The sequence below is a fragment of the Aestuariibacter sp. A3R04 genome (genome assembly GCF_018860805.1).
Lineage (GTDB): Bacteria > Pseudomonadota > Gammaproteobacteria > Enterobacterales > Alteromonadaceae > Alteromonas.
Genome location: NZ_JAHKQR010000011.1, coordinates 1305733 through 1322374 on the forward strand (window position 1 = coordinate 1305733; position 16642 = coordinate 1322374).

General features: G+C 45.5%; 11 protein-coding genes. 3 read left to right on the plus strand and 8 right to left on the minus strand.

Annotated features, from left to right (window positions below; genetic code table 11):
• Window positions 1-65 precede the first annotated feature (65 nt).
• The 3 genes from KO518_RS15275 to KO518_RS15285 are packed head-to-tail and all read right to left on the minus strand — an operon-like array spanning window position 66 to window position 4766.
• Window positions 66-3119: an efflux RND transporter permease subunit gene (locus tag KO518_RS15275; protein ID WP_216026651.1), complete on the minus strand. Its 3054-nt coding sequence runs from the start codon at window positions 3117-3119 to the stop codon at window positions 66-68.
• Window positions 3116-4213: an efflux RND transporter periplasmic adaptor subunit gene (locus KO518_RS15280; RefSeq protein ID WP_216026652.1), complete on the minus strand. Its 1098-nt coding sequence runs from the start codon at window positions 4211-4213 to the stop codon at window positions 3116-3118. The genes KO518_RS15275 and KO518_RS15280 overlap by 4 nt, the downstream gene beginning before the upstream one ends.
• A complete protein-coding gene (locus KO518_RS15285; RefSeq protein ID WP_216026653.1) occupies window positions 4206-4766 on the minus strand; it encodes a TetR/AcrR family transcriptional regulator in 561 nt (186 codons plus the stop codon). The genes KO518_RS15280 and KO518_RS15285 overlap by 8 nt, the downstream gene beginning before the upstream one ends.
• A 154-nt stretch (window positions 4767-4920) precedes the next feature.
• On the opposite strand from KO518_RS15285, the gene KO518_RS15290 reads away from it, so the two are divergent.
• Window positions 4921-5394, plus strand: coding sequence for a hypothetical protein (locus KO518_RS15290; protein WP_216026654.1), 474 nt, complete (start codon window positions 4921-4923; stop codon window positions 5392-5394).
• 100 nt (window positions 5395-5494) lie between these two features.
• On the opposite strand, the gene ahpF is transcribed toward KO518_RS15290, so the two are convergent.
• Window positions 5495-7081 (minus strand): alkyl hydroperoxide reductase subunit F, encoded by a 1587-nt coding sequence (ahpF, locus tag KO518_RS15295; RefSeq protein ID WP_216026655.1) that lies wholly within the window; start codon window positions 7079-7081, stop codon window positions 5495-5497.
• 96 nt (window positions 7082-7177) lie between these two features.
• Complete coding sequence (ahpC, locus tag KO518_RS15300) at window positions 7178-7741, minus strand: alkyl hydroperoxide reductase subunit C (protein ID WP_216026656.1); 564 nt, start codon at window positions 7739-7741, stop codon at window positions 7178-7180.
• 247 nt (window positions 7742-7988) lie between these two features.
• Between ahpC and KO518_RS15305 the strand changes: the two genes are divergently transcribed.
• Window positions 7989-9359 carry a DUF2252 family protein gene (locus KO518_RS15305; protein WP_252736140.1) on the plus strand — a complete coding sequence of 457 codons (1371 nt, stop codon included), beginning with the start codon at window positions 7989-7991 and terminating at the stop codon, window positions 9357-9359.
• 18 nt (window positions 9360-9377) lie between these two features.
• Here KO518_RS15305 and KO518_RS15310 read toward each other — a convergent pair whose 3' ends face one another.
• Window positions 9378-11057, minus strand: a complete 1680-nt coding sequence (locus KO518_RS15310; RefSeq protein ID WP_371742338.1) for a response regulator — start codon at window positions 11055-11057, stop codon at window positions 9378-9380.
• A 178-nt stretch (window positions 11058-11235) separates the two neighbouring features.
• Window positions 11236-12183 (minus strand): diguanylate cyclase domain-containing protein, encoded by a 948-nt coding sequence (locus KO518_RS15315; protein ID WP_216026657.1) that lies wholly within the window; start codon window positions 12181-12183, stop codon window positions 11236-11238.
• 91 nt (window positions 12184-12274) lie between these two features.
• Between KO518_RS15315 and KO518_RS15320 the strand changes: the two genes are divergently transcribed.
• Window positions 12275-15985, plus strand: a complete 3711-nt coding sequence (locus tag KO518_RS15320; protein ID WP_216026658.1) for an ATP-binding protein — start codon at window positions 12275-12277, stop codon at window positions 15983-15985.
• Here the strand turns inward: KO518_RS15320 and KO518_RS15325 are convergent.
• Window positions 15966-16622, minus strand: a complete 657-nt coding sequence (locus KO518_RS15325) for a 2OG-Fe(II) oxygenase (RefSeq protein ID WP_216026659.1) — start codon at window positions 16620-16622, stop codon at window positions 15966-15968. The two genes, KO518_RS15320 and KO518_RS15325, sit on opposite strands and share 20 nt — an antisense overlap.
• Window positions 16623-16642 lie beyond the last annotated feature (20 nt).

The window sequence follows — 16642 nt, forward strand, 5'->3', positions numbered from 1 at the left end:
CCAGGAAAAAGATGTCGCTTTGCCCAAGGGAAAAGCGACACATACTATGAGGATTTATAGAAAAGTCAGGTAGGAGAAGTGTCTTTGTAATCTGCTCTAAAGAACAACAAATACAGCACGGGTACAGCTACCAGCGTCAATAAGGTTGCAAACGTCAATCCCGACATAATAGTTACGGCCATACTGGCAAAAAAAGCATCCCAGAGCAGAGGTATCATTCCCAGCACTGTAGTAAGTACTGCCAGCATTACTGGCCGGACGCGGCTCAAACTGGCTCCCATGATAGCATCGATTAGAGGTCCCCCCCGTCGACGCCTCAAGTCCGTTTCATCTACCAGAACAATGGCATTTTTGATCAGCATACCCGATAAGCTCAGCAGACCGAGTAGCGCAGTGAAGCTAAAGGGCATACCGGTAAAAATTAATCCGGCCGTTACACCGCAAATGGCCATAGGTACAATGAACCAGATCAGCAATGCTTGGCGCAACGCATTAAAAAGCAATACGGTGATGAGGATCATGCTCAAAAAACTCAGAGGTAATTGTTGTCCAAGGCTTGCTTGAGCGTCTCGGGAACTTTCGTATTCTCCCCCCCATTCAAGGGCATAACCATCGGGCAATGTCATCGCATTCATGGCCTCCAGCACGTTCGCCCTCGCCTCAGCGGCGGTAAGCCCATCTGCAGGTTCGGCCTGAACAGTCAGGGTTCTCACTCTGTCTCGACGTTTAATAATACCGTTGTGAGCCTGCACATCAAACTCCGACACCACTTGTGTAATGGGAATAAAGTCTTGTTGAACCTCGCTCCATATGAGCCGGTCTCTCAGCCAGTCCATATTTTGACGTTCGGAAACAGGCGGCCGTATGACTACTGGGATCTGACGATCATCCTCGCGATAAATGCCAACGGTTTGTCCCTCTGTGGCAAAGGCCAAAGAATCGGCAATATCAGTGCGTGATAACCCAACAACTTTGGCTTTTTGATCATCAACAATAGGATAAAGCGTGAATTCCCGTTGCCGCCAGTCCTGACGCACATCAACAATAGTGGGTTCGGCGCGCATTATTCCCGCTGCCTTAGCACCTAGTTCGAGCAACACATCTGAGTCTGGCCCCTTGAACCTGGCCTCTATCTGTGCACCTGTTGCCGGACCAAAGAATAGTCTTTCGGTGTACACTTCCGCCTGTGGATATCGCTGTCGAATTTCTTTATTAAGACGCTTCATTACCCCAGGTATTTCTTCCAGGCTGGCTGTACGCACAATCAGCTGCCCATAGGAAGGGTTAGGTAATTCAGGAGAGTAAGTCAGCATAAAGCGGCTCGCCCCCATGCCGATAAAGCTGGTTACGTTTACTACCTCATCTTGTTGCAGAACCAGTTTTTCGATATCCGCGATGTCATCTTCTGTTGCCCGGATATCACTGCCCTGGGGCAATGTGTAGTTTATGTAGAAAATGGGTGTATTGGACGGTGGAAAAAATGATTGTTTCACCATACCAAATGCCATCAAGCTAACCGCTGTGGTTGCCACTAAAATAAGTACTGTAATTCGAGGGAAGCGCAGTGCAGCACGCAAAAGGCCTTTATACATGCCATAGCCTTTGCTTGCGTACTGATCCTGCTCATCATCCCCGTCGCGTTGGTCAAAGAAATAATGACCTAACAAAGGCGTAACGGTAACCGCGAGGATCCAGCTTAGTAAAAGGGAAATGCAGATTACAGCAAACAGCGAGAACATAAAATCACCGGTGCTATCCTGAGACAAGCCAATTCCGGCAAAAGCGAGAATACCAATCACTGTGGCGGCCAACAGGGGAAACTGCGTTTGCTGGGAAGCATCTTCTGCTGCCGTCACGGAATCCTGACCTTTGTGCATATTCAACAGCATAGATTCAGCTATTACAATGGCATTATCTACCAACATACCCATCGCAATGATCAGAGCCCCTAACGATATACGTTCCATCTGTATCTCAAAGATCCACATCACCAGCACAGTACCCAGTACTGTGAGTAATAATGTCGAGCCCACGACTAATCCTACACGCCACCCCATAACCAATAGCAACACTGCCACCACAATTGCCACAGATGCCGCCAGATTAACCAAAAACTCATTGATGGCATCGTCTACTACTTTGTGTTGCTCATACACAGGTAAAATTTCAACGCCCAAGGGTAATTTTTCACGCAGTTTGTCTAAGTGAACTTCAACGTTATGACCAATGTCTACGATATTCAAGTCGCTTCGACCGGCTATTGCCAGGCTAAAGGCTTCTTTGCCATTGAAGTGCACAATTTGACTTGGAGTTTCAGATTCAACCCGGTACACAGATGCAATATCACCAATGTGAAGTTGTTCAGTGGTACCTGGCACGCCAAATTTTAAATTGCGTATGGATGCTTCGGAATCATCACCAGCGGGTACGACCAAGCGGATACGCTTGTCGCCAAGTCGCATACTTCCCGCATCGGCAATAGCGCTTTCAGTTTGAAAAACACTGGCTATTGACGACATGGAAATGCCCAGACTAGCCAGTTTTTCCTGCGTCGCTTCAACGTAAATAGTCTCTTCTGGCACGCCGCCCAACTGTGCTTGAGTAACGCCGGGCACAGTAAGTACTTCCCTGCGTAACCGGGTTGCCAGTTCTTGCTTCTGTTTATTACTGAATCCCTCAGCAACTACCGCGTAAAACATACCGTATACGTCGCCGAAATCGTCATTTACGACAGGCGTGTAAGCGCCTGACGGCAACTGCATAGCCGCCGCATTAACTTTGCGTCGCAACTCATCCCAAGCCTGAGGAAGCTGCGCACTGCTGTAGTCGTCTCGGATTTCTACCGTGATCTGCGACTGACCAGGTAGCGAACGAGAATTTATATCGCCCAGCTGAGCCAACTGCTGAATGGTTGACTCAAGTGGTTCAGTAATCTCTTGTTCTACTTCTTCTGCAGTAGCCCCCGGATAATTAGTGGTAACAATAGCTGTTTTAACCGCAAATGCCGGGTCTTCCAGCTTGCCGATTTTAATGACGCCTATTACACCGCCCACCAAGCAAATGATCATCAGCAACCAAACAGTTAACTGATTATTAATGGAATACGTGGCAATTCTCATAAAACCGGACTCTCTTTGGTAAATTCACGTACTGCCATGCTCTCTTGCAATGCGGATACACCGGCAGCAACAATCTTATCTCCGGTAGATATCCCCTGTGTTATCTGCGCTTTACCTTCGCGAACCAATCCCACTTCAACGGGTTGATAGGACACCGTCCCGTTGTCCACAAGCCAAACAGCAAACTCACTTCTACCGGTTGAATCAATAGCACTCACTGGGACCCACAATCCGGTATCCATGGTAGGATTCGCAATCACCACACGAGCAGTTAATACCATGCCCGGTAACAAATCTAACCCTTCTTCCCGGGGCAGCTTGAACGTCACCTGATAGGTCTGGGTGGCCGTGTTAATTTCCGTTTTGTTTTCCAAATAGGTTAACGACACCGCCTCACCGTGCCTATCGGTCAGTAACTCACCGTCTTCGTTTTCTAAAAATACTTGATAGGCGGGATTTTTTTCAGCCGCATAGCGCATGAGTTGTTCAGGTACGTTAACGTGAATACGAAGAAAATTGATATTTTGCACCCGTAGCACTGGCTGGTTGGGCTGCACATAAGAAAATTTTTCAACTAATCTGTTGGTTATCAATGCATCGAAAGGCGCATGGAGCACGGTGTAATCTACATTCAGCCTCGCGTTTTCAACTGCAAGCTCGGCATTTTCATAAGCGGTTTTCAGCGCGTCAAAATCGCTCTGGCTAATGTAGTTGTCATTTTGCAATTGCAGCCCGCGCTCATAATCTGATTTCGCCTTGCGAAAACTTGCCTCCGCTTGTTTTAGTGCCAGGTTGTAATCCTGTGGCTCCAGCGCGGCTAACGCCTCGCCTTGAGGAATAACTACCCCCTGGCGATCTACGAGTTTATTAATACGACCGGCGACCTGAAACGCCATATCTACCGTGCTCAACGCATCAACTCGTGCAACAAAATGCCTTACCACAGTTTGGTCATCGTCGCTCACGGTAAATACCTGAACCATGGGGGGGGCTTTTTGTTCTTCATGCCCCTCGGGCTGAGAACAACCCGTTACCCCTGCTACCACTAATCCCACTAACACAAGTGCACGTATGCTTACCAATAATTTATTCACCCTGGTCATCCTCTAGTGCAACCGCCATATCAATTAATTTATTTCTCAATGTCGAACGCTCGTTTTCGTCAAACGGGCTAACGCCAAGGAGTTCCTGAAAACTCAAGCCGTCTGCGGCAAGCCATAGTAAAAGGCTTTTGTCAGTATGAGGCTCTGAGAATATTGCGTCTTTTTTAGTTGTCATCATGTGACACATTGGAGCGAGTAGATCCGGATTTTCAATGGCCGCCACTAACAACACTTTCGCTTCTTGTAGAAGCAACTTTTCGTGACTCAGTTTTCGGCTGCGCATCATTGTAGTAATGGTTAGCACATCGCTATGTTGATCCCGTACATGTTCCATATCACTGTTCATGGTTTTCATCATACACGCCAGCATCTCGGTAAGAAGCGCATCTTTATTGGGAAAATGGTGAATTAACCCACCCTTACTCATACCACATTTTTTCGCCACGTTGTCCAGCGTCAATTGCTTAGGCCCGTCTTCCACTGCAATGGCAGTAGCCGCTTTCAAAATTCGCTCGCGTGAGGTTTCCAATTTCGAATCAGACATTTTCGTTTCCCATTACAAACCAACTGGTCGGTTTTTAAATGATCCAAGAAAAAAAGTCAAATGATGTTTTGTTTAAGCCAATAGAAAATGAAAACGAGGACCTAGAGTCGTGATATGCTTATTATTTAATTTTGCTATCACAATCACCCGGAACATGACATCGACAACACAACGGCATTTGGTCAATGTAGACATGCTATTGTCAGATATCGACGCCCTTAAACAGCAGCCATATTCCCGGCTTGCTCACAGCCGTCTTCTCACCGCCCTTAAAAATGAGTTAGCGGCACTTTCCCGCGTTATTGAACACGAAACGGTTTATTCTTTTCATCAAGCCGTCGTTACAATAGGGCTTGAAAGCACCTTGCCAGCTAAGCGTATGGCCGATATTTACGCTCGCTTAATTAACTACGTGCTGGAATACTGGGAAGCTCAAGAAAAAGTTGACAGCATTATCGACAGTTGTTTTGACACCAACGCAGAGAAACGTCTTCAATTACTGCAGGTGAAAGCCATTCGCGCAAAAACACAATTTAAAACAGTAGCAAAGGCTATGGGGGATCACGATTACACACATTGTATTGCGGTACTTGGCTTAAGTCAGGAAAACTGGGTATGGCAAAATTAATGCGTATTAAGCGGTTTCATCGGTTAAAGTATCAGATAAAAGCAGTAACCGAGAACGGCTACTGCTTTTCTTATTACACTGGAAAAACTAACACCTGACCTCAGGCAGCACTGCCATTTTCCCCTTCAACTACTTCATGAGTCAGTAAGAACTCAAAGGCCGACAATGACGCTTTGGCGCCCTCACCCATAGAGATAACAATTTGCTTGTACGGGACAGTCGTCACATCACCAGCGGCAAATATCCCAGCTTCTGATGTTACGCACTTGTTGTCGACGATGATTTCACCGTGCTTGGTCATATCGACCACACCCTGCATGAACTGACTGTTCGGCACCAAGCCAATTTGAACGAAGACTCCCGCCAGCGGTAACGTGGAGACTTCCTGGGTTTCACGGTCAGTATATTCAATAGCCGTGACTTTACCATTTTCCGCAACAATCTGATTTGTGGCCACATTGCGTAAAATAGTAATGTTGTCGCGTTTCTCTGCTTGTTTAACCAATACTTCATCAGCTTTCAAAGTTGGCATAAATTCAAATACAGTTACCGACTTCACAATACCAGCTAGATCCAGTGCAGCTTCAATACCGGAGTTACCGCCACCTATTACAGCAACGTCTTTACCTTTAAAAAATGGCCCATCACAGTGGGGGCAATACGCCACGCCATTTCCTATGTTTTCTTTTTCGCCGGGAACACCGAGTTCTCTCCAGCGTGCTCCCGTCGCTACGATAATTGAGCGGGTGCGAATTTCTTCGCCCGACGATAAAGCGACAATTTTAATATCGCCCCGTTCAATGTTTTCCACCTTCACGTGTTCTTTTAACGTGATGTCATAATCTTTCATGTGTTCCAACAGGTTTCCGACTAACTCGGGCCCTGTGGTTTTTGGCACAGAAATCAGGTTTTCGATGCCCATGGTATCTTTAACCTGACCACCAAAACGGTCGGCAACAATGGTCACATTTAACCCTTTTCGCGCGCTGTAGATTGCGGCGCTAACACCCGCGGGACCGCCGCCTATCACGGTTACATCCTGCAATGGCATGCGCTTGCCTTTGTTCGCCTCTTTCAGCGACGGATTGCGCTCGAGCAATTTGTTGATCAGAATGGACGCATCAACCTTGCCGTTGGCAAAGAGTTCGCCGTTTAAATAAACACTCGGTACGCCCTGAATATCTCTATCTTCAATTAAGGTAGGATAAACACCGCCATCAATCATTTCAGACGTAATATTAGGGTTTAACAATGCGAACTGATTCAATGCCTGAACCACATCAGGACAATTGTGACAACTCAAGCTAATGAACACTTCAAAATGCAGAGGCTCATTGACCTCTCTAACAATATTTTGTAGATTTTCATCCACTTTTAGTGGTGTGCCTGACGCGTGTAATATGGCCAGGATTAACGAATTGAACTCGTGACCACCCGGGATGCCGGAAAAACGAATACCGGTATCGTCACCGTTTGCTTCAAGCAAAAAACTTGTCGCACTGCGTAAAACGCCTTGTGTATCGCGCTCTTCCAACTTAATTTTGTCACTTACACTTGCTACGCCAGACAGAAATTCAACCAGTTCGCTGCGCTTGCTGTGCTCGCCAGTTTGTACAACGAATGTTACTTCTTTCTGCATTGACGCGGTGTAGCCTTTCAATGCCTGTAAAATTTCTTTAGTTAACACGGTAATTCTGCCTTTTGCTTAGGGTTTGCTGACTTTAGTGTTAGGTTGGTGCAGGTAAAGCCTGCACCATCTCAAAGCGTTGGTAACAACGTTTTTTTAGATTTTGCCTACCAGATCTAAAGAAGGAGCAAGTGTAGCTTCACCTTCCTTCCATTTAGCAGGACACACTTCGCCTGGGTGAGACGCAACGTATTGAGCGGCTTTAACCTTGCGTACTACATCGTCCGCCTCACGACCGATACCTTCTGCAGTAATTTCCATTGCCTGTACGATACCGTCAGGGTCAACGACGAATGTACCGCGGTCAGCCAAGCCCATGTTTTCGCGCATACAATCGAAGTTACGGGTAATTTCACCTGTAGGGTCGCCGATCATAGCGAACTTGATCTTACCGATGGTATCAGAAGACGCGTGCCATGCAGCGTGTGTGAAGTGCGTGTCGGTAGATACAGAAAACACTTCTACGCCACGAGACTGCAGCTCCTCGTATTTGTCGGCTATATCGCCAAGTTCCGTAGGGCATACGAAGGTAAAATCTGCAGGATAGAATACAAATACCGCCCATTTACCCTTGATGTCTTCACTACTTACTTCAACAAATTCGCCATCTTTAAATGCATTTGCTTTAAAAGGCTTGATAGCAGTATTAATAATTGCCATTGTTAATCTCCATTAAGTTAGTTTAGTTTGTGTCTTTCGCTCCAAAGCTGATTGCATATGGACACGGTATTTACGATGAAAAAGCAACCTTGGTTTGCTACATTCGCAAAACCCTGATGTGCTTAACTGGTGATGATAATAGTTGGCGCAGGAGAAAAAATATAATTGGTATTGTTGAATGCGTTAATTCATTTTCTAGATTAAAAGATAAAATAAAAAACAAGAATACAAATTAGGCAACATGACGATGACAAGTGCAGATAAGATGACAGAAATGACAAGTTCAGAAAGGGCGCGTTTAGCAACCATTCAGACACAGATAAAAAGAATCGACGGCCGAAAAGCTGATCCGCTTTTAAGCAAGCACGCAAAGATGGCTACGTCGCCTTTTCTCTTTTTCCGCGGCAGTGCACAACTCTTTTATGCCGATATAGCTTCGGGTATCCTTCCCATTCCTGACGCTCTCACTCAGGTTCCATTAACCTGTGTACTGGGTGACTGCCATGCGGCAAATTTTGGTTTTATGACAGAAGAAGGTTCCCACGGTGATAACGTTATTTTCAGCCCAAACGATTATGATGACGCTTGTGTTGGTCATGCCGCGTGGGATTTATGCCGCTACATGGTGTCGCTAAAGCTGGCTATCGATCACTGCCAGGGCGTAAAACACGGTCGCTACCGCGGAGATAAAACCAATACCTCTAAACCAGTTGTAGAATCCGATCACTTTGAACTTGCCATGGACGCATTTCTCGATGGCTATGGCACGGTATGTCAACGAGTAGTAGACGATCCAACAACACTTTACGATGCAGTTGATACCATCACCGAGGGAACTCGCTTGCACAAATTTTATTTAAAAGCCTGCGCTCGGGCCGCGGGAGGTGATGAATTTTTGACTAAAAGTGCATTGGCAAAAGCAGTTCAGATGCGTGACGACGGTTTGGCGTTTCGCCGTAACCCTGAAAAATATTCACCCTTGGCGTCTCACTATTTCACCCGTGTTTTTGATGCATTTTCTCCCTACATGGATGAAGATGTCATCGATATTGTTGAACGAAATCAGGCCGGTACAGGTTCAAATAATCTCTCCCGTTTTTATTTTTTGGTCGGCCCGGCAAAGCCCCATACTGAAGCCAGCTTTGCTCGCTGCCATATCGTTGAAGTAAAGCAACAGCGAGAAGCTGCTCCCTTGTATTTTTTTCCTGGCCTGACACCAGTAAATCGATTAAACCCAGCCCACTTGACAGCACGCTGTCAACGAAAAATGCAAAGAAATCCAGACTTGTTACTCGATGAAGCGGAGTGGCTGGAAGATCACTGGCTCATCCGTTCCCGGCATCATGCTCGCGTGGGGATCGGCCCTGAAGACATTGGCATTGGTAACAAAAGTGTGGATGGCGGATTTGTGGATTTTGCCCAGTTGTGCGGCGAAGCATTGGCCTATGCCCATGCCAGGGGAGACAGGCGATCCGTTGCATTTGAAGCTGCCATGTTAGCAGCCCTTGATTGCAACAAAATGGCACTCAAGCAATTGGCGGAAAGCTATGCAGATAAAGTGATCAAAGACCACGCCCTGTGGTTACAAGCATTGACATATCCATCGTCCTCGACCTAACCCTTTGTGATGGTATTGTCATGAGGCGAGCAAAGAAGAAGGCTCAGCACGTAGTTCATCTAACGCTGTCTGAATGTGCAGGCAGCGAATATATTCGTCCCGTTTTGCCGCCTGAGTTTCTGCTAGTGACACTTTAAGCAATGACATGGCGGCTTTTATTGCCTGATCTTGCTGATCATTGTTTAACGGTTCTTTTTTGTTGAGTTGAACCAACACCTTAAGCAGGCTCAGGGCAATTTGTTTATTGCTCGGCGACAACGTTAACGCTTGTTTGAGATTATTATAGGCTGGGATGAATCTGTTTTCCTTATAATTCACCGACGCCATTTCTTTGAGTTCAACAGTGGTAAAACTAATGTCCTTGCGCTCAATAGATTCCTGCTGAATGTATTCATCCACGACCTGACTGGCAAAGGTGTCACCTTCTATCTGGTTGCGTAACTTATCCAACAGCGCCAGACACTGTTCGCGCATGCCAAGTTCATGAAAGGCCTTCATTTTATCCAGATTATCTTCCATGGATAACCCATCGGTATGCATCTTCTTGCTTTTCATGATTACTTCGGCCGCTTTCTTTTCTTTTTTCAGACAAAGTACACGGGCCCGCATGACCGAAAACTGTTCAGCGAGAACCTTCTCCAACCCCTTGTGCTTCTCCAACAACGCAATATCACTTTCTGCTTTTCTTATGAGGGTAGTTGTTTCCGCGGCAGAGCTCGCCGTTGCCATGTCAAGAGTCGCTCTGATTACATTTAAACTCAGTTCAGGAGAATCGTGGATAGAGTTTTTGGCAAATTTAGCCATCGACTGTACTGCGGCTAATTGGCCAGGCTTGTCATGGTTGAGGCGAGCCAGATCCCACAACCGTTTATTCCTCTCGATATTTCGAGGTGCCAGTTTACACGCCTGTTGCATTTGCTCATACGCTTTCTCAAACTGAGATTTTTCAATGTAATATTGGGCGAGCAAGTCAAAAACGTGAAAACGGGTATCTGCACGCACAATTAAATCTTCGATAAGCGTTTCAGCTTCTTCCATTTTTTCTTGCTTAATAAGCGCTTTAACAAGCCCAATATGCACCCATGCGTGATTGTATTCTGACAACAAGCCTCGAAAATACTGTTCCGCCGTGCCAAATTCCCGCAGTGAAAAATAGCAGTCGCCAATTATACGTTTGAGTCGCGGGTGAAATTCAGCGACTTCGTCGCTTTGTAGTTGTCTTTCCGCGTAATATATGGCTTTGGCATATTCTTTGTTGTACAAACAATTGAGGAGCTTGTGTAACGACTGACGAATTTTGAGTAACCAGGTTAACCGCTGCACTACGCGCTTACTGTCCAAAGGCTTTACCCAAAAGTCGTCAGGCTGCAATTCGACAATACAATTCACCAATTCCTGACTTGTTTCCGCACTGAGAAATACCACTGTGGTTTTCTCTGTGATGTGTTGCAGGTGTTTTAACTCTTCAAACAGATGAAAACCGTCTTTGTCGCAACTGACGTTAAATGCAATAAGCACAAAATCAAAGGTTTGCTCTTCACACAATCGCAACGCGTGGTAAGCGTTAAATGCGCTGCTCACATTGTTTATACCTATTTCATTTAAGGCATTTCCCAGTACATCATGAACTAGATTTTGATTGTCAATGATAAGCGCATTGAGTTCATGAACGGGGGTTGAGTGCGACAAAATTTCCACGATTACATCCAGAGCAGGTCACTTGTAAACTGTACAGTACTTAACACCTGCTGCCAGCAAGCGAGGTGTTTGACACCTATACTTATTCAACCGAGTAAGTACCACATTGTTTTCAACAATAAACGGAATAAGGGCCCGTGGCAACACAGAAATGAATAATCCGCCACATAGCGCGCAGCTAGCTTATCTTTTTATGATCGCCAATGATAAACGGGTGGAAATTCACTTTGTTTCGCCCCAAAGACTTGGCCTCATAAAGTGCTTCATCTGCAGTATCAACTAACTGACGGGCATCTATCACGTGATAAAGCTCCGGAGTAAGTTTAAGGGAAGTCGCGCCAATACTCACAGTGAGATACTGCTCAGTGGTTGCGGCTCTGTGCTCTATTTTTTTGATGTTGAACTGTTTAATAATGGCTTCAGCAATTGTCATGGCGCCACTTCTTTCGGTTTCCCCCAAAATAATACCGAACTCTTCCCCCCCGAGACGACAAACCAAATCTGAACATCTTCTGGCGACATCTTTTATCACCCGGGCAACCTGAATGAGACAATCGTCGCCTTTGCCATGCCCGTAGCGGTCGTTATAAGCTTTAAAGTCATCGATATCCACCATAAGAACAGATATGTCTGACTGTGCCCGAACCCCTCGCTCTATCTCTTTTGCCAAGCATTCATCAAATTTGCGCCGGTTAGCCAACCCGGTAAGCGCGTCTGTTGCAGCCAGGGATTCCAACTGCAATGTTTGTTTATACAGTCGGGTATGTGTTCGAACCCGAGCGCGAAGAGTCGATAACTCGATAGGTTTAGTAATGTAATCCACCGCACCTAATTCAAAACCACGAGTTTGTTCCTTCGCCTCAGCCAATGCCGATACAAAAATGACCGGAATATTGAACGTTTGCTCGTTGGACTTAAGTTGCCTGCACAATGAAAAACCACTGGTTCCTGGTAACATGACATCAAGCAAAATCAAATCGGGTTTCGAAAATGCTGCTAATGTCAGCCCTTCTTTTGCTTCAGTTGCAACCAAAACTTCGTAATCTACAGATAACGCATCCGCTATAAGACTAATTGTGGTGATATCGTCATCTACGATAAGAACACGTGATTTAGACATCGGCATATCAACAATCCCTATGTTTATTTGTTGTAAAACTCGCTGTCACAATATTATTTTCCTATTATGTAACTATCATTAGTCACCGTGCTTATCTATGTCATCAGCTCTGGATAACTTGTTCAATAGCAACTTAAACCACCATGGTCACTTCAATCTGGCGTCACCTGAAATGCTTTGGCTAAACGCAATATCAGACGGAATTATTTCAATAACCTGTTTGTCGGTTGCCATGGCGCTATACTTCTTTCTCAACAAGCGCCCTGATCTTAAATTCCGCGGCCTGATCATATTTTCCGCTTTGTTATTCGCACTATTTGGCCTCAGCCATGCCATCAGTATTTTTAGTCTTTGGCATGATATATCAGGCATTTACGGCATCTGTAAATTTCTCATCGCAATCGTTGCCTGCATAACCGCTTATAAAGTATATAGTTCCATTCCGCGAGCTCTGCAATTATCAAATCCTGATCACATTAAAAAAACGTTAGAAAACGCCAATGAGATCACAATTCAGACGTTGCGTGCATCTCATCACCGTGACCAAAGAATCCTTCGCAAAGATAGTATCAACAACATCCATACTGGCATTCTTGTATTGCAACCGGACGGAGTGATAGATACTGCCAACGTCCAAGTCTGTACCATGCTTGGGTACGACAGTGAAGAACTGCAGTCAAAATTCATCGGTGAGGTAATAGATATAAGGGATATTCATACTTTTCTGGGCTTAAATGAACAATGTGCAGGGACTGACGATACCGAAGAATATGAAACCCAACCCCGTTTTGCCACACGGAAAAATGGATCCCAACTTCCCGTTAAGATAAAACTGGCGCGCAGCAGCGGTATCGGTAATTTTCTGTACGTATCTGTGGAAGATATGTCAGAGCAACTGGCAACAGAGTCTGCGCTCTTTCTGGCCAAATTGCTAACAGATAAGCTCATTGTAAACCTGCCAATGGGAATTCACATCTATGAGCAGATAAATAACAACTACCAATTGATCCACAAAAACAACAGAGCCAAAGAATTACTGGAACAAACCAATCTTACCGATTTTACTGCTTTGCCAGAAATCCAATCTTTTTTCACCGAAAATAACGCGCCTTCTGCTCTGATGGTTACCCTGCCCGGCCCTCCTCCAAATAAAAGTCTAAAGTTGAACGTATTTTCTGCCACACAAGTTCACGTAGTCATGATGTTCAGCGACGTTACCGAGCAAAGACATTTTGAAGCGCAACTCATTGAGAAAGAAAGCATCAACCGGCGAGTTATAGATGCATCCATTGCAGGTGTATACATCTATGACGTAATACAACGGCGAAACCTGTTTATCAACGCTCAGTTTAGTGTTATCACCGGCTACACCCACGCTCACCTCGACAGCCTGGAAGACGGAATAAAAACCCTCATCCACCCACATGATCGACAAAGAATGAGCCACCACATCGAACACTTGCTTCGCAACCCAGACACAAAAGATGTAGTGACCATTCAATACCGCGTGAAACACGCGAATGGCTCATGGATATGGGTCATGGCGCAGGATGCTGTGTTTGAGAATGGTGACGACGGAAAAGTCAGTAAATTGATAGGATCATTGCTGGACATTACCTCGTTAAAAACAATGCAGGATAAATTACGGGCGCTGAAAGAAACTGCAGAACAAGCCAATTCATCAAAGAGTGAATTCCTGGCAAATATGAGCCACGAGATACGCACGCCTATGAATGCGGTGATCGCCCTGACAGACATGGTGCTGGAAATGGAGATGGCTGGCAAACAGCGCGAATATCTCAAGAAAATACAAATGTCTTCACGCTCGCTGTTGCAGCTACTCAATGACATTCTCGACTATTCGAAATTGGAAGCTGGCAAGGTAATTTGCTCGAATGAGCCCTTTGATTTATTCAAAATGTTGTCAAACAGCCTGAATCTATTTTCCAGTACTGCTTCTCAAAAAAACTTAACGCTTCACGCCCAAGTTGAAAAAGAAGTACCTCGGTTTGTCATAGGCGATGCCAAACGCATCGGTCAAATCATCAACAACCTTCTGGGCAACGCCACTAAATTCACGGAGAAAGGCGGAATAACCTTACGTGTATCCGCCACCAACAGTACAGTTTCTGCAGCAACATTTGTTAAATTCTCGATAGCCGATACCGGAATTGGTATTGACAGCACACAGCTAACCCGGCTATTCCAATCTTTCTCTCAGGCCGACAGTTCCATTGAGCGCCGCTTTGGTGGCACGGGACTTGGTTTGGCAATTAGTAAGAAATTATGTGACTTACTAAACGGCGATATTTCAGTGGAAAGCCAACTGGGAAAAGGCAGCCAATTTACCCTCCAACTTCCCCTTGTTATTGACACAAATTCCCATAGCCTGGTGGCAAGTCGGCTAAAAAACCTCAACATAACTTTACTCACTAACGACACTGGTACAGCGGAAATGCTGGAACGCTTTTTAGATAACGTGGGCGCGGCAACACAACGAATTGAATTATCAGATTTTCTAAATAGCCCAAATGCTCCCCCCTGCGATGTCATCTTCGTGGATATGAATTGTCTGACCCGACAGGAAAAAGAAAATACTTTGACGGTATTACTGAAAAAGAGAAAGAAAAATTTGTCCAAGGGAGTAATTTTCATCAGCGATGAAAAGGAATACTACGAAAAAGTGAGCAATATTAAGCTCAATGTGCCATCGACCTGGCTACTACGCCCCTTCCTGGCGTCTGATATGGAATCGAGTTTACTTACACTTTTAGAAAACAATCTTCTCAGGCCAACGTCATTTGCACCATCTCCTTCGTTGCAGTTTGAAGATGCGACCGTACTAGTGGTTGAAGATCACCCCACCAATCAATTCGTGGCTACAGAACTTTTAGAACAACTTGGCATAACGGTTGTCCTGGCAAACAATGGCATGGAGGCCATTTCAGAACTTCAGGGTCGTCCCGTAGATCTCGTTCTGATGGATTTACAAATGCCTGTTATGGACGGATACACCGCGTGTGAACGCATAAGAACAATGCCCTCAGGTAAAAACACCCCCATTTATGCCATGTCTGCCGCTGTCACGGCCGTCGATCACCAGCGAGTGGTCGACATTGGCATGGATGGACAAATCGGAAAACCCATTGTCCGGGATGAACTGTATGGACTGCTTATAAAAGTACTCTCAGACAAACGAGTAACTGCGTCGATGCAGTCTGGTAAAACCCTTACTGATGATACGCGTAGTCAACTGCAGATTGCAGCACTACTACCGGATTTTGACGTCGCTGGTGCGTGTGAGCGACTGGGGTTTTGCTCTCACACCTATCTTGATTTACTAACGAACTTTAAGTTGCACTTCGGCAGTTTCAATGACGCCTTATTGAAAGAAAAAGACAGCGAAACACTCCGCAGAATGTTGCACACGCTAAAGGGATTATCAGTGTCTATCGGCGCCCTTCACTTACAAACACAGGTTAGAGAAGCAGAAGAATTGCTCAACACAGGTCAGTGGACCACAAAAGGCGTTCTACTGGAGAGCTTTAACGAGACGTATCGCGCCATCTCTCGCGCTCTTGAGTCTTCATCTCTGGGCAATAAGGAGCTCCACGCTGCCACACCTTTTGAAATATTTAAAGCCAACCTTCGTGAACACAAGTATATGAACAGGCGGTACATCGTATCACAGCGCCCAACCTTAACCGCACGGTTTGGTTCACATATAGCGGACGCCATTATTGAGGCAGCAGCCAAGTTTGACTTTAAACAAGCATTGGCACTGATAGCTAACGAGGAGGGTCAATAACCCCGCCATGCGTGCCATTAACCCGAAACCAACCTGCAATGGAATAGCGATCCCGATTGGCAGGAAGCACCTCATGGGGAAATATCTCACTTAAAAACACCACGAGTGTGCCATGGGTGGGCAATACCTTGATACCGGTGGTATCTTCGTCATTCTGATAGAGCACCAAGTGACCGCCATCACTTTCATGCCAGTTTTTATTCAAATATGTAACTAACGACAGTATTCGGTTTGTACTGCCTTTAAATGCATCATAATGCCGTTTGTAGAACATACCGGGTTTATAATGTGCAAAATGGCTTTCAAAAGAATGGAGCCCAAGTAACAAGCGTCGGTTTAAATACTTCTGTAGTTCGGCACAAAAAGACAACCACATTTGTCCAGTAGGCGTGTAACCATCAATCCAACAAATTTCATCACGGCGAATAGATTGATTTTGCTGATGCTCATCACTCCTGCCAATACCGGCTTTCTCGAAGATAGCCTGAGACATACTCTGATTATGGGTATATAAGCTTTCCGCTAATTCAACCGGCAACACGTCAGTAAGTATACTGTAACCACGCACGTAAATATCTTCTGCGATGCGTTCAAACCCCACCACATCGCTTAATCTTTCAGAAATTGCAGCAAGCATATAAAGTGATCAATACATTA

What these genes read in the sequence shown, in the direction of transcription:
- KO518_RS15305 (WP_252736140.1), top strand. Translation starts at nt 7,989, where the DNA reads ATGACAAGTGCAGATAAGATGACAGAAATGACAAGTTCAGAAAGGGCG.
- KO518_RS15285 (WP_216026653.1), bottom strand. Translation starts at nt 4,766, where the DNA reads ATGTCTGATTCGAAATTGGAAACCTCACGCGAGCGAATTTTGAAAGCG.
- KO518_RS15320 (WP_216026658.1), top strand. Translation starts at nt 12,275, where the DNA reads ATGTCATCAGCTCTGGATAACTTGTTCAATAGCAACTTAAACCACCAT.
- KO518_RS15325 (WP_216026659.1), bottom strand. Translation starts at nt 16,622, where the DNA reads ATGCTTGCTGCAATTTCTGAAAGATTAAGCGATGTGGTGGGGTTTGAA.
- KO518_RS15275 (WP_216026651.1), bottom strand. Translation starts at nt 3,119, where the DNA reads ATGAGAATTGCCACGTATTCCATTAATAATCAGTTAACTGTTTGGTTG.
- KO518_RS15290 (WP_216026654.1), top strand. Translation starts at nt 4,921, where the DNA reads ATGACATCGACAACACAACGGCATTTGGTCAATGTAGACATGCTATTG.
- KO518_RS15315 (WP_216026657.1), bottom strand. Translation starts at nt 12,183, where the DNA reads ATGCCGATGTCTAAATCACGTGTTCTTATCGTAGATGACGATATCACC.
- ahpC (WP_216026656.1), bottom strand. Translation starts at nt 7,741, where the DNA reads ATGGCAATTATTAATACTGCTATCAAGCCTTTTAAAGCAAATGCATTT.